Raw genomic sequence first — 18,305 nt, forward strand, 5'->3', positions numbered from 1 at the left:
TTTGTTTAATACTTTACAGCATTACATTTTATAAAACACAAAGACAACCTTAAGTTTTATGCAAATAAGAACAACCTTTTCAATTAGTTTTGGAAGAAACTCTATCGTTATTCATAAAATTATGAAAAAAAATTACACCTTTAAAAAGATTTTTAAATTTTCAATAACCTCTTTTTTACTTATTATCAGTTTACAAAGTTATTCCCAAACTTTAGTTTTCGAAGATTTTGAAGATAGTACTGTTGGTTACACTTTAAGAGATAACTCAAACAATTTACCATTAGTAGAAGATATTGTTGATGTATTAGCAGAAGACTATTTTGGTAGATTACGATTAAGTGATTTAGACCCTAGTGATAATTTAAATTTTTCTAATTTTAATGGCTCAAGTTTTTTTGGAGCTTCAGATTACGATGCAATTGATACTTATGGTGGACCAGATGATGGTGACATAACAACAGACGAAGCAACAAGATTCGTATCTATAAATTGGAGTAATATTACGGTACCTGCTTCAACTACTATAAAAGTAAGTTCTCTAATTGCAGAAGGTGATGCTTCAGATGGCGGTGAAGATTGGGATGTTTTTAATGGTATTAGAAATGCTTCAAGGGTATTCATCCAATATTCTTTTGATAACAGCAACTGGATTAGTCTTTTTTCTATTATTGGTGACAATACATCATCAAGTGGAACTGGTGCAGCTCCTGTTCTCGATAGCAACAGTGATAATATTGGAGATGTTCCAAAAACTATAATTAATGCTAGTTTTACAAATTTTGAAGATACTTTTGAAACAGGAGCAAATACAAATGTTCATATTCGTATATATATAGAGCACTTGACAAGTACTGATGAAGATATTGCTTTTGATGATTTTAAGGTAGAAGTTGCAACACCAGCAGATACAACTCCGCCTACAGTTACAAATATTTCAGTAAATGGTTCTCCAACTACTAATGCTACAAGCGTAAGCTACAATGTTACTTTTAGTGAAAACGTAACTGGCGTAGATACTAACGATTTTACTGTAGATGGTTCTGGAGTTACAGGAAGTATCACCAATGTTTCTGGTAGTGGTTCTAATTATATAGTTACAGTTGGTTCAGTATCTGGATCAGGAACTTTAAGTGTCGATTTAAAAGCTAGTGGAACCAGTATTATAGATGCAAGTAATAATGGAATAAGTGGGGGGTTTACAAATGGTGCTGTGCATACTGTAGATACTGTTGCTCCAAACTTAACCAGTTCAAACCCTACAGATAACGCTACAGGAGTTCTTATCAATCAAGATATAACATTAACTTTTAATGAAAATATTAGCAAAGGGACAGGGAATATAGTTATTAAAAGAACATCTGATAGTAGCATTTTTGAAACTATAAATGTTTCTTCTACTCAAGTTTTAATCGCTTTTAATGTTGCAACTGTTAATCCTGTAAATAATTTGGATTTAAACACAGCATATCATATAGAAATAGATAATACTGTTTTTAAAGATGCTGCAAATAATAATTATTCTGGTATAACATCAAATACAACATATAATTTCATATCAGAGGCAAATCAAATCAATTCATTTAATCCTTTTAGCGGTAATTGGTCTAATGCTAGCAATTGGTCATTAGGGAGATTACCAATAACTACTGATAATATTATAGTTGATACAGGTAAAACTATTAATCTAGATTTGGCTACTGTTTCAGTAAATAACATAACCACTAATATATCTGGTACCTTAAATATTTTATCTGGCAATGCACTAACAATTAATGGTAATTTAACTCAAAACGGAACATTAAATATTTTATCAAATGCTACTGCAAATGGTTCTCTGATTGTAAGAGGAACTTCTGCAGGAAATGTTACCTATTTAAGATATGTTTCTACAAATTGGCATTTAATTGCTGCTCCTGTTGAAAACTACCCTTTAAATGCGTTAGTTGGTCAAGTAAACACAAACGGAAATAGATTTGCCATAGCCCCTTATGTTAACAATACAACATCTCTTTTAAGATATAATTACTATACAGATAACTCAGGAACAAATGATATTGATGATGCTGGTAATTTTTTAACTGCTAAAGGATATGCTATTCAAAAAAGTACTGTAGCGGGTACAATCTCTTTTACAGGCGCTCTAAATGTTGATAATGCTGGAGAATCTATAGCTATAAAAGATGGTGGAGATAATCCTAATGGAAGTAGATGGAATTTAGTTGGTAACCCATACACCTCTGCAATACACGGTAACAACGCCTCTAATACTACAGATAATTTTCTAAAAACAAATATAAGCACCAATAGTTTAGATCCTACAAGGGCTGGTTTATATCTTTGGAACGGTGCTACACCTTATGAAATAAAATCTATAGATGATGCAGCTTTTTCTATTGCTCCTGGGCAAGCTTTTTTTGTACATGCACCAGATAATGGAGGTACTTCTGTTTCTTTTACAGAAGCAATGCAAACACATGAAACGGGAGACATTTTTCTAAAAAATACAAGTTCTTACCCAGAAATTATCTTGAATTTATCAGAAAATAAAAATAACGTATTCACTAAAATTAGATATATCAGCAATAAAACCGAAGGTTTAGATATTGGTTCTGACGTAGGTACGTTTACTGGAGAAAGCACTAATCTTAACATATTTTCTCATTTAGTTGATCAAAGTACTAACGTTGATTTTGCCATACAAGCTTTACCTGACAATAATTTTGAAAACATGATTGTTCCTGTTGGTGTTATTGCTGAGAGTGGAAAAGAAATTTCTATTTCTATTGATAAGAATAATTTTCCAAAAGGTTTAAAAATCTATTTAGAAGATAGGCTTTTAAACAGATTCATACGTTTGGATCAAGATTCTGAAAATTATAATTTAATTACAACAGAAAAATTAACAGGTACTGGCCGCTTTTATCTACATACAACATCTAAAAACGTTTTAAGTGTAGATGAACAAACTACCTTAGAAAATATTAAAGTATATACATTAAACAATTCTACTCTAAGAATTGTAGGGTTCTCTAAAAAGAATACATTATTAAGCCTTTATAATATATTGGGTAAAAAAATATGGAGTGATACCTTTACTTCTGATGGATCAAAAGATATACAATTACCAACATTAGCATCTGGTATATATATTGTTCAAATAGAAACATCTAAAGGACAACTAAGTAAAAAAATAACTTTACAATAATAATGGGTAATAAAAAGAAACAAATTATGAAAAAAAATATAAACGAATCTCATTTTATTACTCGAAAAGAAGCTTTAAAGAAAATTGGGAGTTACGGAAAATACACAGCTTTGACTGCTCTAGGAACCTATTTGATTTTAAATCCACAAAAAGCACAGGCCCAAAGCCCTGAAGCTCCTGGGTTAGGATTTTAATTGAATATACAAGAGAAATTTTAGTTGTTAGCAACTAATTACACTTTTCTTAAAAGCAACCTTAAATCAATTATATCTAAATATAACAACAACTATCAAAGTAAAAAAGGTGAAAAAATTGATATTATTAGTTCTAGGGTTTGGGGTAATTATTAGTTGTTATGAAAAAGAAAATATAAATTGTTTAACATTTGAAATAGAGAGGCCTCAGCTTTTTATCAAAATAATTAATAATGAAGGAGTAAACTTAATTGAAAATGGAACAATAAATTCGACCAATATTACCATAGAAGAAAATTCTTCTAACATATCATTTACCTTTATTCCAGAAGGTCAGTTTGGAGACTTTAATGAATTTGACAATTCTATTGCGTTAACTGTTCCAAACGAATCTGATTTTCGATACACAGTTGCTATAAATGATTTTGAAACTATTGTTTTAGATTTTACATTGGTATTAACTAATGCGCTTTGTAATGTCTCTTTTTTTCAACCTGAAAGTGTCAATTTTAATGATAAAGAATTACAGCTTATGGAGTTTCCGCCAAGACAATATTTGATTGTAGTAGCATTATAAAATGCACCAAATGGTAAAAACTAATTGAATCAATCAATTTAAAAGAGACTATCATCAGTAGAATATCTACTCTTTAAAAATTCAGAAGGACTTTTACCTGTATAATTTTTAAAAATCCTAGTAAAAGACGATGCATTTGTATAACCTACAGATTCTGCTAAAGCTTCAATGGAATATTTTCTCATGATTAATTTTGTATCTAACTGTTGAATTAAAAACCGAATTCTATAATCAATTAAATACTGTTTAAACGTTTTTTTCTTATGTTCATTGATTATTTTAGATAAATAAGAGGTGTTTGTTTCAAGTTCTTTTGCTAATAATACAAGACTAAAATCTTTACTTAGTAAGAAATCTGTTTCTTCAATTTTAGATAAATCATTTAATATTCTCAAAGTAGTTTTGTCATCAATTAAATAACTTTTTACTTTTTTGGGGGTTTCTAAATTTGCAATATGTTTCTTATATAATTTTTTTCTTTTAATATTTCTTAAAGTAATTATTATTATCAATATAATTAAAAACAATAGAGCAAACATTAGAGAAATTCTTTTAGTTTTTTCTTTTTCTAGGGATTTGATAATTTTCTGTTTACTATCTATGAGGTTTGGTTTTGTAAACTTATCATTTACATTTTTAGCCAAATATTTAAAATCATTATTTAAAATACTATCAGTAACTAAAAGTTTATCTATATAATGCAATTGGTTATTAATATCATTATTGTTCTTGTAATAGTTATACATTAACGTATAATTTTCTCTAACATAACTATGATAATAGTTTTTAGCACTCGAAATTGAATCTACTTTTTTAAAACATTGTATAGCACGCTTCTTTTTTTGTTGTTCTAAATAATTTTTACCTTCGTATAGGTTTATCAAAATGTCTACATCTGTGCTAAAAACTTTTCTTCTATTGTATTCTTTAAGTTTATTAATACTATCTAAACTTATTTTGTAATTGCCTGTTTGGTAATTAGATATTGCAGATGATATTAATAATTTATTGTAGATAATGCTATCTTTAGTTTTTAAACTTAAGGGTATTAAATTCTTAACAATTAAAAGAGCAGAATCTGGTTTATTTAGAAAATTAAGTGAATTTGCATAAGCTTCTGAAACAACAACATAGGCTCTTTTGGAATAAAAATCATTAGAGTTTTTATAATACAAGACAAGCTCTTTTTGAAGTTTTTTAGCAGATTCATAATCCCCAAGATTAGTTTTAAATCTAGATATAAAATATTTAATATCATTTAACTGTAAAACACTCCCTTGTTTTTTTGCATAAAAATTAGCTTTTTCTAAGTTAAGTAAAGCACGCTTATAATCATTTTTTTGGCCAAAAATGCTAGCTTTGAGAATATAAGCATTTATGGGTTGGTTTTTAAATGTTTTATTTTTGGTAACACCAATTATAGAATCTAAATAAGATAAAGTATTTAATTTAGAACAATAGGTCATCATGAAATAAGCATCTGCAATTTCTAAAGTATCTTTTTCTTTTTTAGCTTTTCTTAAGTAAGCTTTTGCATATTTAAGTTTCTTTACAGTATCAAATTTATCTAAATCACTCCAAAATACCTTTTCTAAATCTAAATAACTTTTATTTTCTAAATTTTCTAAGGCTGTAGTGTCATTATTTAAATTAGACTGCGCATTAGATATAATTGCATTAGATAAAACAAATGCAACTAATAAAATTTTAAAACAAAGTTTTTTTTGTTCTGTATGCATTAAAATTCAAAATATTTTTTTGAAAGATAGCTCTTTTGAAATAACATGGATTAAATATCTATTAATACAATCATTCATTTTATAAAATACAAACAAATAAATTCTTTATATTAACCCAAATAACCGTAATTATTTACATTTGAAAAAAGTGTAATACTTTATCTGTAATGAAAAAAATACTTTTAATATTACTTATTACAAGTTTATCTTGTGTTAATAAAGAAGGAAATCTAAAAAAAGTAAATGAAAAACTTACTGTATTACTCTTTGGTACTTTTCATTTTCAAAATTTTAATCCTAGTAAAAACGGAGATGTTGTTAACATCTCTGTTAGTGATATTTTAACACCAAAAAACCAAAAAGAATTAAAATATATTACAGATAAAATAAGCGATTTTAATCCTGATAAAGTATTTATAGAATATCCTTTTCGTAAACAAGAACAATTAGATTCTCTTTTTTTAAATTTTACAACAACAGATTATAGTAAAGTAAAAAGAAGTGAAAATTATCAAATAGGGTTTAGAGTTGCTAAAAACTTAAACCATAAAAAGATTTTTGGTTATGACCTTAGAACTGTGTTTCCTTTTGATAGTTTATTTACTCAAATGAAAAAAGCAAAACAATTTACACTCATAAAAAAAGATAGTTTAGAGTTAAACAAAATTGAAAAATCTGAAAATGCTCTATTTTCATCAAATAAAACATTATCAGAAATTTTGTTCTATTACAACGATGATAAAAGAAGAAAAGAAGATATTAATTGGTATGTAAATCTTGCAAACCAAGGAGGCGAAAAAAACAATTTTGTAGGTGCACATTTGGCTTCTGAATGGTACAGAAGAAATTTATATATGTATGCTATTATACAAAAAACAATAGAAGAAAATGATAAAAAAATACTAATTGTATCTGGTGCTAGCCACATTGCAATGTTTAAAGAATTTATAGATTACACCCCAGAGTGGACAACCATAGAACTTAAAGAAATCATAAAATAGCGTAAAAATTGCAACGTTTAATTTTTTTATGAGTATCTAAATAATAAAACGAACCAAATATGAAACTCAAATTAATAGTATTCACATTTTTTTTTATTTCAATGTTCTCTTGTTCTCATAAAACAATAGATATTACAAAAGAAAAACAAGTTAAACAATTAGATTCTCTTTTTAAATACAGTTTCAAAAATGATCTTTTTAATGGTGCTGTTTTAGTCACAAAAAACAATGCTATTGTTTACAAAAAAAGTTTTGGATACAAAAACAAGCAAACGAAACAGAATATAGATGAGAATTCGGTTTTTTATTTAGCTTCGGTTTCTAAGCAATTTACAGCAATGGCTATTCTGCTTTTAAAAGAAAAAGGTAAATTATCTTTTAATAGTAAAGTTGAAGATTTTTTTCCAGAATATCCAGAACGTTTAAAACAAATCACCATAAAACAGTTACTAAATCATACTTCAGGTATTTTAGATAACGAATACTACAAATTAATAAACCCTAGTAATGATGATGTGTTAAAGGTATTATTACAAAATACTAACACCAAAGTTGACGCAAATCAATTTTTTAGATATAGCAACAGTGGTTATGTTTTGTTAGCAACAATAATAGAAAAAGTAGCGCAAAAAAATATAGCAGATTTTTTTAAGGATGAAATTTTTACTCCTTTGCAAATGAACAATACTACTGCAATAAAAGATGAGGTTAACAATCTAACAAACATGGCAATTGGGTACAGTTTAACAGGTGAAAAATCGAGCTATAAATCTTCAGTTATTGGTCCTGGTGGAATATACTCTACACTAAATGATTTGTATAAATGGAACCTAGCTTTAAACCAAAATACATTAGTTACTAAAGAAACTTTAAACTTAGCTTTTACAAACGGAAATCTAAATAATGGTAAAATTTCACTAAAAATATTGGGTCAAGAATTTGGGTATGGTTTTGGTTGGGTTACTCAGTATAAAAATGGAAAGAAATATGTAAATCATGATGGTTCTGTAGACGGTTTTAGAACCTTAATTAAGAAAAATTTGAGTGATGGTTATGATTATATTTTACTAACCAATCATGGAAGTAAATTACCAATGACTGAGATAATCAATTCAATAGATGGTATTTTAGAGAAAACCAACTACCAACAACCTAAAATACCTGTAATTAATCAAATTTTGGCAAAAGTTGAAACTAAAGATTTTACTGGAATTTATACTCAAATTTACCACTCTATACAAGAAAATAAACTCGTATACAACCAACGTTCTTTAAACAGTCTTGGATATCGTTATTTAAAACAACATAAATTAAATGCTGCAATTGCAGTTTTTAAATTAAACACAAAATTATTTCCCAAATCAGCAAATGCTTTTGATAGTTTAGCAGAGGGCTACTACAATAACAAACAATACGAATTATCTAAAATTAACTATTTAAAATCACTGGAATTAAATCCTGCTAATGAAAATGCAAAATTGATGATTGAAAAGATAAATCAATTGTAATTGCTATAAAATTAGAGAACAGTTCTACAAAAAAAGGTTTTAAAACAACATAAAATTTTATTTACAAAAAAATAACTAAATTCGTTTAGCAACTTATTTTTTATAATTATCATAAGGTTAAAAATAATTTTGAAGTAAATTATTTAGTGACATCTATCCCAACACGAATTCATCAATTAGAAATATGAAATTAAAATTATTATCATTTGTACTAATAACAACTCCTTTTTTGCTCTTCGCAATAGACAATAGCGATTACAAGAATACGTTAACTAAAGAATTTAATATAGAAAAAGATCTTCTTCTTGTACAATTTGATTGCAAAACAGATGTAGACGATTTACACACTGTGGCTGCATTTGCTACTTTAGTAGCAAATCCTAAATATTCAAAATTAAAGTATCATCCTGTAACAGGAACCTACGGTATTCAAAAAGGTTTATACGTTCCGCCAAATGATTTATTTGACCTCGCTTTTGGAAATAAGTGGACAGACGCACATAAAGATGTTGAAAAAGCATTAAAAAAAGTTACGAAAATTACGAAAAGGATATTACGAAAAAACGGAGATATTTGGATTGCAGAAGCGGGTCAATCAGATTTTACAGCCAAACTTATTAAAGTCCTTCAAAACGATTTACCAAAAGTAAATATTACACAACGCGTGCATTTGGTACAACATAGTAGTTGGAATGAAAAATCTACTGCTCCAAAAAGTTTAGCATTTGTAAAAAACAATACTAATTATCATAAAATACCAGATGGTAATATTGTAGCAAATGGTTCGCCAGGATTTAGTGACGCTGCTTTTGTAAATTGGGAAAACGAAATTAAAAACGCTAAATTGTTAAAAATATGGCAACGTGCAATAGATATATCTAACCAATACAATGGCAAAGACAAGAGATACAACAACAAACACATAGCACAAGGTGGTTTGGATTTCTCTGACCTCTCTGAGGTCTGTTGGATTTTGAACCTAAACTACATCAAAAATGTTGAACATTTTTTTAATTTGTATTTAAATTAAGAATAACCTGTTGTGCATTTTGAAAAATTCTGTCAACTCGAATAGATTTTATGATTGAAATGAGTAAAATTTGTATCGAGAATAAGAATTTTTAGCTTATAAATAGTTCTCGATACAATTTTTCGTTCCTCAAAATCACTCGAACTTACATTTATCTAGTTTCTACGCCAAAATGCACAACGAGTTAAGAATACTTACTTGTTAACAAACAATATCAAGTGTACTTACTTTGATTATTGTGATATAAATAAAAAAACGGAAAAATAAATTTTCCGCTTTTTTATTACTTTTTTACGATTGTTTTACGCCTTCAGAGCATTCCAACCCTGAGCTTTTAATTCAATTTCTTGGTTGGCTCTTGTTATCAATTGTAAACCTTGGTTTTCTGCAGTAACATGTCCAATTATTGAAAAATTAGGATTCCCTTTTATCTTATCAAAATGGGCTATAGGTACTGTAAATAACAATTCATAATCTTCTCCTCCACTCAAAGCTACCATAGTAGAATCAAGTTCAAACTCTTCGCAAGCAGAAATTACCTGAGGGTCTAAAGGCAACTTATCTTCATAAATTTTACAGCCTACTTTACTCTGTGTACATATATGAAATAATTCTGAAGACAATCCATCAGAAATATCAATCATACTTGTTGGTTTTATATCCAATTCTTTAAAAAGACCAACTATATCTTTACGTGCTTCTGGCTTTAATTGCCTTTCTATCAAATACGTATAGTTATCTAAATCTGGTTGATTGTTTGGGTCTACTTGAAAAACCTGCTTTTCTCTTTCCAATACTTGCAATCCTAGATATGCTGCTCCTAAATCTCCAGAAACCACTATCAAATCGGTTTCTTTTGCTCCATCTCTGTAAACAATTTCTTCTTTATTTGCTTTTCCAACTGCAGTTACAGAAATCAAAATTCCTTTAGTTGATGACGTAGTGTCTCCACCAATTAAATCTACATTATAGGTATCACATGCCAATTGAATTCCTGCATACAATTCTTCAATTGCCTCTAACGGAAACCTGTTAGAAACAGCAATAGAAACTGTTATTTGTTCTGCTTCTCCATTCATGGCATAGACATCAGATAAATTTACCATTACAGCTTTGTAACCCAAATGTTTTAAAGGCATGTAACTTAAGTCAAAATGCACACCTTCAATCAACAAATCTGTAGTAAGTAAGGTTTGTTTTTTAGATGCGTCTATAACTGCGGCATCATCTCCTATAGCCTTTATAGTAGTGGAATGATTAATTTTAAAATACTGAGTAATATGATTAATTAAACCAAACTCACCAAGTTCAGCCAATGATGTTTTTTGCGTATTTTTATCTTCTAACATGCTACAAAGATAGGTACATTCTAAAAAAAGATACAGTTACTTTAACATTGTTATCCTTTTATTTTTCAATTTATATAGTATTTTTGAGATAGTTATCATGTTTACTATGAAAAAACTTCTACTTTTCTGTATTGTATTTGTACAACACATGACTGCTCAAACTCCATGTATTAATGGTTTTGCAGGACAATATCCTTGTAAAGATTATGATTTACTTGTTAACGTACCTGTTGCTACTTTAGCCAATACTAACGGAAACCCAAACGGAAGTGATATTTGGGGTTGGACAGATTCTACAACAAATAAAGAATACGCTATTGTAGCTATGTCTAACAGTACTGCATTTGTAGATATTAGCAATCCTATACACCCTGTTTTTTTAGGAAGATTAGACTCTAACGCAGGTAATAGTGTTTGGAGAGATGTAAAAGTACATAACAATTATGCCTTTATAGTTGCTGATAATGCTGGTAACCATGGAATGCAAATTTTTGATTTAACTCGTCTACGAAATGTGTCTTCTACTCAAAATTTTACGGCTGACGCTATTTATACAGATGTTGGCAGCTGCCATAATATTTTTATTAATGAAAACTCAGCTGTAGCTTATTTAGTAGGTTGTAGGTCTGCAAACGGTGGGGGTCCTATTTTTTTAGACATTTCTAACCCAACAAACCCTGTTGCTTTAGGAAATTATACTCAAGACGGTTACTCTCATGATGCCCAAGTAATTACATATCAAGGACCTGATATAAATTATAGAGGTAAAGAAATTTATGTGGGTAGCAATGAAAATCAAATGGTCATACTAGATGTTACCAATAAATTAAACGTCGTAAAATTGGCAGACATTGGTTATGCTCAAATAGGGTACACACATCAAGGGTGGTTTACAGAAGATCATCGTTATTTTATTTTAGGTGATGAAACTGACGAGTTAAGATTTGGAATGAACACCAGAACTCTCGTTTTTGATCTTTCTGATTTAAACAACCCAAAACTTTCTTCTGTATATTTTGGAAACTCTAATGCTATAGATCATAATGGTTACGTAAATGGAAATCTTTTTTTTATGGCAAGCTACAGAGCTGGTCTTAGAATCTTAGACCTTACCAATATTGCAAATAGTACAAATTCGATGACAGAAGTTGGTTATTTTGACACTTTTCCAGACAATAATGCTACAGATTTTAACGGAGCTTGGAGTGTGTATCCTTACTTTAAAAGTGGAAATATTGTGATTAATGATATTGAAAAAGGTCTTTTTGTGGTTAGAAAAAGCGGAACTTTAAGTGCCAATAATAGCTTAATTGCAAATCTGTTTTCTATAGCTCCAAATCCAGCCAGAGAAAGGGTTACTATTCAATCTTCAGGCAATCAAAACATTAATAACATACAGCTATTTTCTATCTTAGGTCAAAAAGTTTTTGAACAAGATAATATAAATCAAAACAGCTACGTTTTAAACATAAAAAACTATCGTAAAGGTGTCTATTTCATTAAAATTAACAATTTAAAAACTCAAAAATATGTGGTTCAATAAACTATATCATCCTATAAAAAATACTAGTTATGTACTAACGTTGGTATTTTTAGTTAACTGCTCTAAAAAAGATGTTTTTGAGAGCGGAGAACAAATTATCATTACTCCCATGGCAGAATGCATAAACGGTTTTGCTGGTGAATATCCATGTAATGATTACGATTTACTTACCCATATTTCTCTTGAAGAAATTGGTGCAGAAAAAGGAAATGACTGTTGGGGATGGACAGATCCTGAAACCTTAAAAGAATATGCCTTAATGTGCACAAACAGTGGAGTTACTTTTGTAGACATTACAGATCCTGCCAAATCTATTATTTTAGGAACTTTAAAAACAAAAACTGAAAACAGCCCTTGGCGAGATATAAAAGTGCACAATTCTATAGCCTATATTGTCAGTGAAGCTCCTAATCATGGAATGCAGTTATTTAATTTAATAGGACTAAGAAATGTTGTAAATCCTCCTATAGAATTCACTGAAGATGCCTTTTATGGCGAATTTGGAAATGCGCATAATCTTGTAATTAATGAAGACACAGGTTATGCCTACGCAGTAGGAACTTCTACTTTTGATGGTGGCCCACATTTTGTAGATTTAAATAGCCCTTTTAACCCTATACCTGCAGGTGGTTTTGCAGAGGGTACTTACTCTCATGATGCACAGGTTGTCACTTATAATGGACCTGATACTGATTATACAAATAGAGAAATTTTAATTGGTAGTAACGAAACCGAAATTGTTATTGTAGACGTAACAGACAAAGAAAATCCAACAGCAATTTCATCAGTTACCTATCCTAATATTGGTTATTCACATCAAGGTTGGTTTACAGAAGATTTTAGATATTTTTTATTAGGAGATGAATTGGACGAACAAAATTTTGGAGGCAATACCAGAACAATTATTTTTGACTTGACAGATTTAGACAACCCTACTTTTCATTTTGATTATTTTGGAGAAACTGAAGCCATAGACCATAACGGATATGTAAAAGGAGATTTATTTTTTCAAGCAAGTTATACAAACGGTGTCAGAATTATAGATATTTCTCAGATTCGTAGCAAATCGTTTACAGAAGTTGGTTTTTTTGACACACATCCAGAAAATAACAGTACTCTTTTTGATGGAGCTTGGAACGTGTATCCTTTTTTTCCTAGCGGAAACATTATTGTAAGTGATATTGATAGAGGTCTTTTTGTCATTAGAAAAAGTAAGTCTTAATGGGTTTTAAAAACTTTAGATACATTCTTTATTGTATTTTAATTTCTTACAGTTGTTCTAATGAAAATATTGAGATAGCTGAACCAGAAACACCAATTATAAACAAGAATCCAGAAAGTTTTACAAAAACATTTGGGGGCTCTAAAAATGACGTATTACAAGCTGTAATTAAAACTACAGATAAAGGATATATTACTTTAGGCTATACACAAAGCAATGATAAAGACGTTGCTACAAAAGACAATGAAAGTTTTGATTATTGGCTCTTAAAATATGATAAAAACAATGACTTACAATGGCAAAAAACCTACGGAGGTTCTAAAGATGATAGAGGTGCAGACATCATTCAAACCAATGACAACGGATTTTTAGTAACAGGCCACAGTAGAAGTAACGATTTAGATGTTTCTAAAAATGCTGGTAATCAAGATTTTTGGGTACTCAAATTAAACGAAAAAGGAAGCATTCTTTGGCAAAAAACATTTGGCTTTTCAGGGGCAGACTTTGGCACAACTTGTATAGAAACTAATGATAATGGGTACTTAATTACAGGAAGTTTAGATGTAACAGCTTCTAATGGTCTAGGTAATGCCAAAACAGCAAGACGTCATGCAGGAGGAGACGTTTGGGCTATTAAAATTAATAATAATGGAGCCACAGAATGGAGTAAGTTTTATGGTGGTTCTTTTACAGATACCCCTTTAGGGGTGGTAAAAACTGAAGACAATGGATACATACTAGCGTGTTCTTCAGATAGTAATGATATCGATATTACCAACAACAAAGGCTCTTATGATTTTTGGATTTTAAAAATTGCTGCTGACGGAAGACTTCTTTGGCAGAAAAGCTTTGGAGGTTCTGAGATTGACCAAGCAAGAGCCATTACTACTTCTAATGATAGTAATTTTATCATTGTTGGAGATACAAGAAGTACTGATAAAGATATAAAAATAAACAATGGCGGTGCAGATATTTGGATCATAAAAATAAACACCAATGGTAATTTAATTTGGGAAAAAACCATTGGGGCTGCCAGTTTTGACGTTGCTCGCTCAATCAGTAATACTCAAGATAACGGATTTTTAATTTCTGGGAGTTCTAGAAGTGCAGATAATGGATTTGTTAATCAAGGACAAAATGATGCGCTCTTAATTAAAATTGATGCTGATGGAATTTTACAATGGCAAAAAACCATTGGAGGTTCTGAAATTGATTTTTTATACGATGCTATAGAGTTAGAAAATAAAAGTATAATTGCAGTAGGAGAAAGCAGCAGTAATAACGGAGATATAAAAGAAAATAAAGGATTCTCTGACGCACTAATTATCAATATACAAACAGATGAAAAATAATACTATCCTACTCATTTTGCTAACCTTAATACTATCTTGTGACGACAATGATACGCTATCACAAAATGCAAATGTAACCTTACTTTTTACACATCATTGGGATGGAACAACTATAAATGCTTCAGACTTTAATGATTTTAAATTCACCAATAAAAATGGTGAGCAAATCAGCATCAATCGTTTAAGATACGTACTTTCTAATATTTCTGTTGCAGAGGTTACCACCAATTATCAACTTATAAATATTGGTGAAGCTTCAGGTTTATCATTAAAAATAGACGATGTACAGACAGGTAATCAACCTATAACATTCACATTCGGTTTTGCAGATACAGATAATCAAGACGGTATCTATCAAGATTTAAATGCTGTTTCTTTTAACGTTCCTACAATGTTGGGCGGAGGGTATCATTACATGCAATTTGATGGTAAATATAAAGATACCAACAACCTAGATGCTAACTTTAACTACCACACCATTAGAGCTGTTAACAGAAATAACCCAGACAACTTACAATTTAAAGACACCTCTTTTACGGTAAATTTAGGTACAGTAAACATTAGTAACAATACAACTATAGAAATACAAGTTAATATTGCAGAATGGTTTAAAAACCCTAATACATGGAATTTAAATAACCTAAACACAGTACTAATGCCAAATTTTGAAGCTCAAAAACTAATGAGTGCAAACGGAAAAACAGTATTTAGCTTAGGCAATATTAGTCAATAAGTTTTTCTATTTTTACGTCCTAAATCTGTTTCTTTTTTGATAACAATTACTACTTCTAAAAATAAAAAAGTCTATTTCGCATCAGACCAACACTTGGGTGCACCTACTCCAGAATTGAGTTTTCCACGCGAAAAAAAGTTTATAGCTTGGTTAGATACTATAAAAAAAGATGCAGAAGTTATTTTTTTATTAGGAGATTTGTTCGATTTTTGGTTTGAGTATAAAACAGTTGTTCCTAAAGGATTTGTGCGAGTTTTAGGCAAATTAGCAGAAATTAAAGACTCTGGAATTCCTATCTATTTTTTTGTAGGTAATCACGATTTATGGATGAATGATTACTTTGAAGAAGAACTTAATATTCCTATTTTTCATTCTCCTCAAGAAGTACTTATAGACCATAAAAAATTCTTAGTTGGTCACGGAGATGGTTTAGGACCTGGAGATAAAGGTTATAAAAGAATGAAAAAAGTATTTACTTTTCCCTTATTTAAATGGATGTTTAGGTGGTTTCACCCAGATTTGGGAGTTCGTTTGGGGCATTACATGTCTGTAAAAAACAAACTTATTTCGGGTGATGAAGATGCCAAATATTTAGGTGATGAAAACGAATGGTTAGTTTTGTATTGCAAACAAATATTAACCCAAAAACACTATGATTATTTTATTTTTGGGCACAGGCACCTTCCACTAGATATAAAACTACAAGAAAACTCTACCTATTTTAACCTTGGAGATTGGATAACCTACTTCACTTTTGGCACTTTTAGCAACGGTAATTTTCAATTAACAAAGTTTAACTAACAAATAGCCTAAAACCACTATAAACACTAGATGCTTTTAACCTTGTTTTAACAAAATAATTTTGTTAAAATTGTAGCTTTGTTTGTAATAAAAATTAAACAGTAACAAAATGGATGTAGATGTAAGAGCTATTAATGAAAAAATAGAAAGAGAGAGTGCCTTTATAGACATACTTACTTTAGAAATGAATAAAGTAATTGTTGGGCAAAAACAGATGATAGAAAGTTTGTTGATTGGTCTTTTAGGAAACGGGCATATTCTTTTAGAAGGAGTTCCAGGTTTGGCAAAAACCCTAGCCATAAATACATTATCTAAAGCTGTACAAGGTAGTTTTAGTAGAGTACAATTTACGCCAGATTTATTACCTGCAGATGTAGTTGGTACCATGATTTATAATATGAAAGTTAATGACTTTTCAATAAAAAAAGGCCCTATTTTTGCCAACTTCGTCTTAGCAGATGAAATTAACAGAGCACCTGCTAAAGTACAATCTGCATTGTTAGAAGCTATGCAAGAACGTCAAATTACTATTGGAGATGAAACCTTTAAACTAGATGAACCTTTTTTAGTAATGGCAACACAAAACCCTGTAGAACAAGAAGGTACATATCCTTTACCAGAAGCACAGGTAGACCGTTTTATGTTAAAAGTGGTTATCGATTATCCTAAATTATCGGATGAACAAACCATTATGAGAAGCAATTTAAATGGTAGTTTTGGCACAGTAAACCCTGTAATTTCTGTAGCGCAAATTGTAAAAGCAAGACAAGCTGCTAACGAGGTATACATGGATGAAAAAATAGAAAAATACATCTTAGATATCATTTTTGCAACACGTTACCCAGAGAAATACAACCTTTCAAATTTAAAAGATTTAATTAGTTTTGGAGCTTCTCCAAGAGGAAGTATCAATTTGGCAAAAGCAGCTAAATGTTATGCTTTTATTAAAAGAAGAGGTTATGTAATACCAGAAGATGTAAGAGCTGTAGTTACAGATGTTTTGCGTCATAGAATAGGAATTACTTACGAGGCCGAAGCCGAAAATGTGACTTCTGTAGATATTATCAACTCAATTATCAACGAAGTAGAAGTACCTTAGACAATTATCAATATACAAGAACAATTATCAAAAAATAATATTGATGATTGATAACTGATAATTGACAATTGAAAAAATGGATACCAAAGAAATACTCAAAAAAGTTCGTAAAATAGAGATTAAGACACGTCGTTTGTCTGATCATATTTTTGGTGGTGAATATCATTCATCATTCAAAGGACGAGGTATGACTTTTTCTGAAGTACGTCAATACCAATTTGGAGATGATGTTAGAGCTATAGATTGGAATGTTACAGCACGTTATAATGAACCTTATGTAAAAGTTTTTGAAGAAGAACGCGAACTTACCATGATGTTGATGGCAGATGTATCTGGGTCAGAATTATTTGGTACTTCAAATCAATTTAAAAGAGAAACTATTACAGAAATTGCAGCAACTTTAGCGTTTTCTGCCACACAAAATAACGATAAGGTAGGCTTAATTTTGTTTTCTGATGATATCGAGTTGTTCATTCCGCCTAAAAAAGGAAAAAGTCACGTTTTAAGAATCATCAGAGAGTTGATAGAATTTCAACCAAAAAGTAAAAAAACCAACATAGCTATTGCCTTAAAATTTCTGTCTAGTGTCATGAAAAAAAGAGCAATTGTCTTTTTACTATCTGATTTTATGGATGATGATTATGAAAAAACACTAAAAATTGCAGGAAAAAAACACGATTTAACAGGCATAAGAATATATGACAAACACGATGAAGAAATCCCAAATTTAGGAATGGTACCCATGCTAGATGCAGAAACTGGTAGCGTACAATTGATTAATACTTCATCAAAATCTATTCGTAAGAACTACAAAACCAACGCACTACGTTTATCTAATTATTTTACAAACATGTTTAAAAGAAGTGGTGCAGGTACAGTTAACGTTAGGGTAGATGAGGGATACGTAAAAAAACTATTAGGTTATTTTAAACATAAAGGTCGTTAATTTAAA

15 protein-coding genes are annotated in these 18,305 nt (G+C 29.8%); 13 read left to right on the top strand and 2 right to left on the bottom strand.

Annotation, left to right across the window (positions count from 1 at the left end; translation table 11 throughout):
- Positions 1-58: 58 nt before the first annotated feature.
- The 3 genes from DUT90_RS09250 (at position 59) to DUT90_RS09260 (ending at position 3,976) form a co-directional block, all read left to right on the top strand.
- Complete coding sequence (locus DUT90_RS09250; protein ID WP_114426903.1) at positions 59-3,205, top strand: Ig-like domain-containing protein; 3,147 nt, start codon at positions 59-61, stop codon at positions 3,203-3,205.
- Positions 3,206-3,231: 26 nt separating this feature from the next.
- Entirely contained in the window at positions 3,232-3,399 is a 168-nt protein-coding gene (locus DUT90_RS13365; RefSeq protein ID WP_181858179.1) for a hypothetical protein, read from the top strand.
- A 109-nt stretch (positions 3,400-3,508) separates the two neighbouring features.
- Positions 3,509-3,976 (top strand): hypothetical protein, encoded by a 468-nt coding sequence (locus DUT90_RS09260; protein WP_114426905.1) that lies wholly within the window; start codon positions 3,509-3,511, stop codon positions 3,974-3,976.
- Between the two features lie 38 nt (positions 3,977-4,014).
- Here DUT90_RS09260 and DUT90_RS09265 read toward each other — a convergent pair whose 3' ends face one another.
- On the bottom strand, positions 4,015-5,715 hold the full coding sequence (locus DUT90_RS09265; protein ID WP_114426906.1) for an AraC family transcriptional regulator: 1,701 nt from the start codon (positions 5,713-5,715) through the stop codon (positions 4,015-4,017).
- A 167-nt stretch (positions 5,716-5,882) separates the two neighbouring features.
- Here DUT90_RS09265 and DUT90_RS09270 point away from each other — a divergent pair, with 167 nt between their 5' ends.
- The 3 genes from DUT90_RS09270 (at position 5,883) to DUT90_RS09280 (ending at position 9,254) form a co-directional block, all read left to right on the top strand.
- On the top strand, positions 5,883-6,716 hold the full coding sequence (locus DUT90_RS09270; protein ID WP_114426907.1) for a DUF5694 domain-containing protein: 834 nt from the start codon (positions 5,883-5,885) through the stop codon (positions 6,714-6,716).
- Between the two features lie 59 nt (positions 6,717-6,775).
- The gene (locus DUT90_RS09275; protein WP_114426908.1) at positions 6,776-8,224 is read left to right on the top strand and encodes a serine hydrolase domain-containing protein; all 1,449 of its coding nucleotides are present in this window, start codon (positions 6,776-6,778) and stop codon (positions 8,222-8,224) included.
- Between the two features lie 184 nt (positions 8,225-8,408).
- Positions 8,409-9,254 carry a hypothetical protein gene (locus tag DUT90_RS09280; protein WP_114426909.1) on the top strand — a complete coding sequence of 282 codons (846 nt, stop codon included), beginning with the start codon at positions 8,409-8,411 and terminating at the stop codon, positions 9,252-9,254.
- A 302-nt stretch (positions 9,255-9,556) separates the two neighbouring features.
- Here DUT90_RS09280 and thiL read toward each other — a convergent pair whose 3' ends face one another.
- Positions 9,557-10,603 carry a thiamine-phosphate kinase gene (thiL, locus tag DUT90_RS09285; RefSeq protein ID WP_114426910.1) on the bottom strand — a complete coding sequence of 349 codons (1,047 nt, stop codon included), beginning with the start codon at positions 10,601-10,603 and terminating at the stop codon, positions 9,557-9,559.
- A 106-nt stretch (positions 10,604-10,709) separates the two neighbouring features.
- Between thiL and DUT90_RS09290 the strand changes: the two genes are divergently transcribed.
- The 7 genes from DUT90_RS09290 (at position 10,710) to DUT90_RS09320 (ending at position 18,299) form a co-directional block, all read left to right on the top strand.
- A complete protein-coding gene (locus tag DUT90_RS09290) occupies positions 10,710-12,146 on the top strand; it encodes a choice-of-anchor B family protein (protein ID WP_258848536.1) in 1,437 nt (478 codons plus the stop codon).
- Entirely contained in the window at positions 12,133-13,368 is a 1,236-nt protein-coding gene (locus DUT90_RS09295) for a choice-of-anchor B family protein (RefSeq protein WP_114426912.1), read from the top strand. The genes DUT90_RS09290 and DUT90_RS09295 overlap by 14 nt, the downstream gene beginning before the upstream one ends.
- The gene (locus tag DUT90_RS09300) at positions 13,368-14,720 is read left to right on the top strand and encodes a hypothetical protein (protein ID WP_114426913.1); all 1,353 of its coding nucleotides are present in this window, start codon (positions 13,368-13,370) and stop codon (positions 14,718-14,720) included. The genes DUT90_RS09295 and DUT90_RS09300 overlap by 1 nt, the downstream gene beginning before the upstream one ends.
- On the top strand, positions 14,710-15,453 hold the full coding sequence (locus DUT90_RS09305) for an MbnP family protein (RefSeq protein WP_114426914.1): 744 nt from the start codon (positions 14,710-14,712) through the stop codon (positions 15,451-15,453). Before DUT90_RS09300 ends, DUT90_RS09305 begins: the two co-directional genes overlap by 11 nt.
- A 36-nt stretch (positions 15,454-15,489) precedes the next feature.
- Complete coding sequence (locus DUT90_RS09310) at positions 15,490-16,254, top strand: UDP-2,3-diacylglucosamine diphosphatase (RefSeq protein ID WP_114426915.1); 765 nt, start codon at positions 15,490-15,492, stop codon at positions 16,252-16,254.
- A 109-nt stretch (positions 16,255-16,363) separates the two neighbouring features.
- Positions 16,364-17,353, top strand: coding sequence for a MoxR family ATPase (locus DUT90_RS09315; RefSeq protein WP_114426916.1), 990 nt, complete (start codon positions 16,364-16,366; stop codon positions 17,351-17,353).
- A 76-nt stretch (positions 17,354-17,429) separates the two neighbouring features.
- A complete protein-coding gene (locus DUT90_RS09320; protein ID WP_114427653.1) occupies positions 17,430-18,299 on the top strand; it encodes a DUF58 domain-containing protein in 870 nt (289 codons plus the stop codon).
- Positions 18,300-18,305 lie beyond the last annotated feature (6 nt).

This window comes from Polaribacter sp. WD7 (assembly GCF_003335085.1).
GTDB lineage: Bacteria > Bacteroidota > Bacteroidia > Flavobacteriales > Flavobacteriaceae > Polaribacter.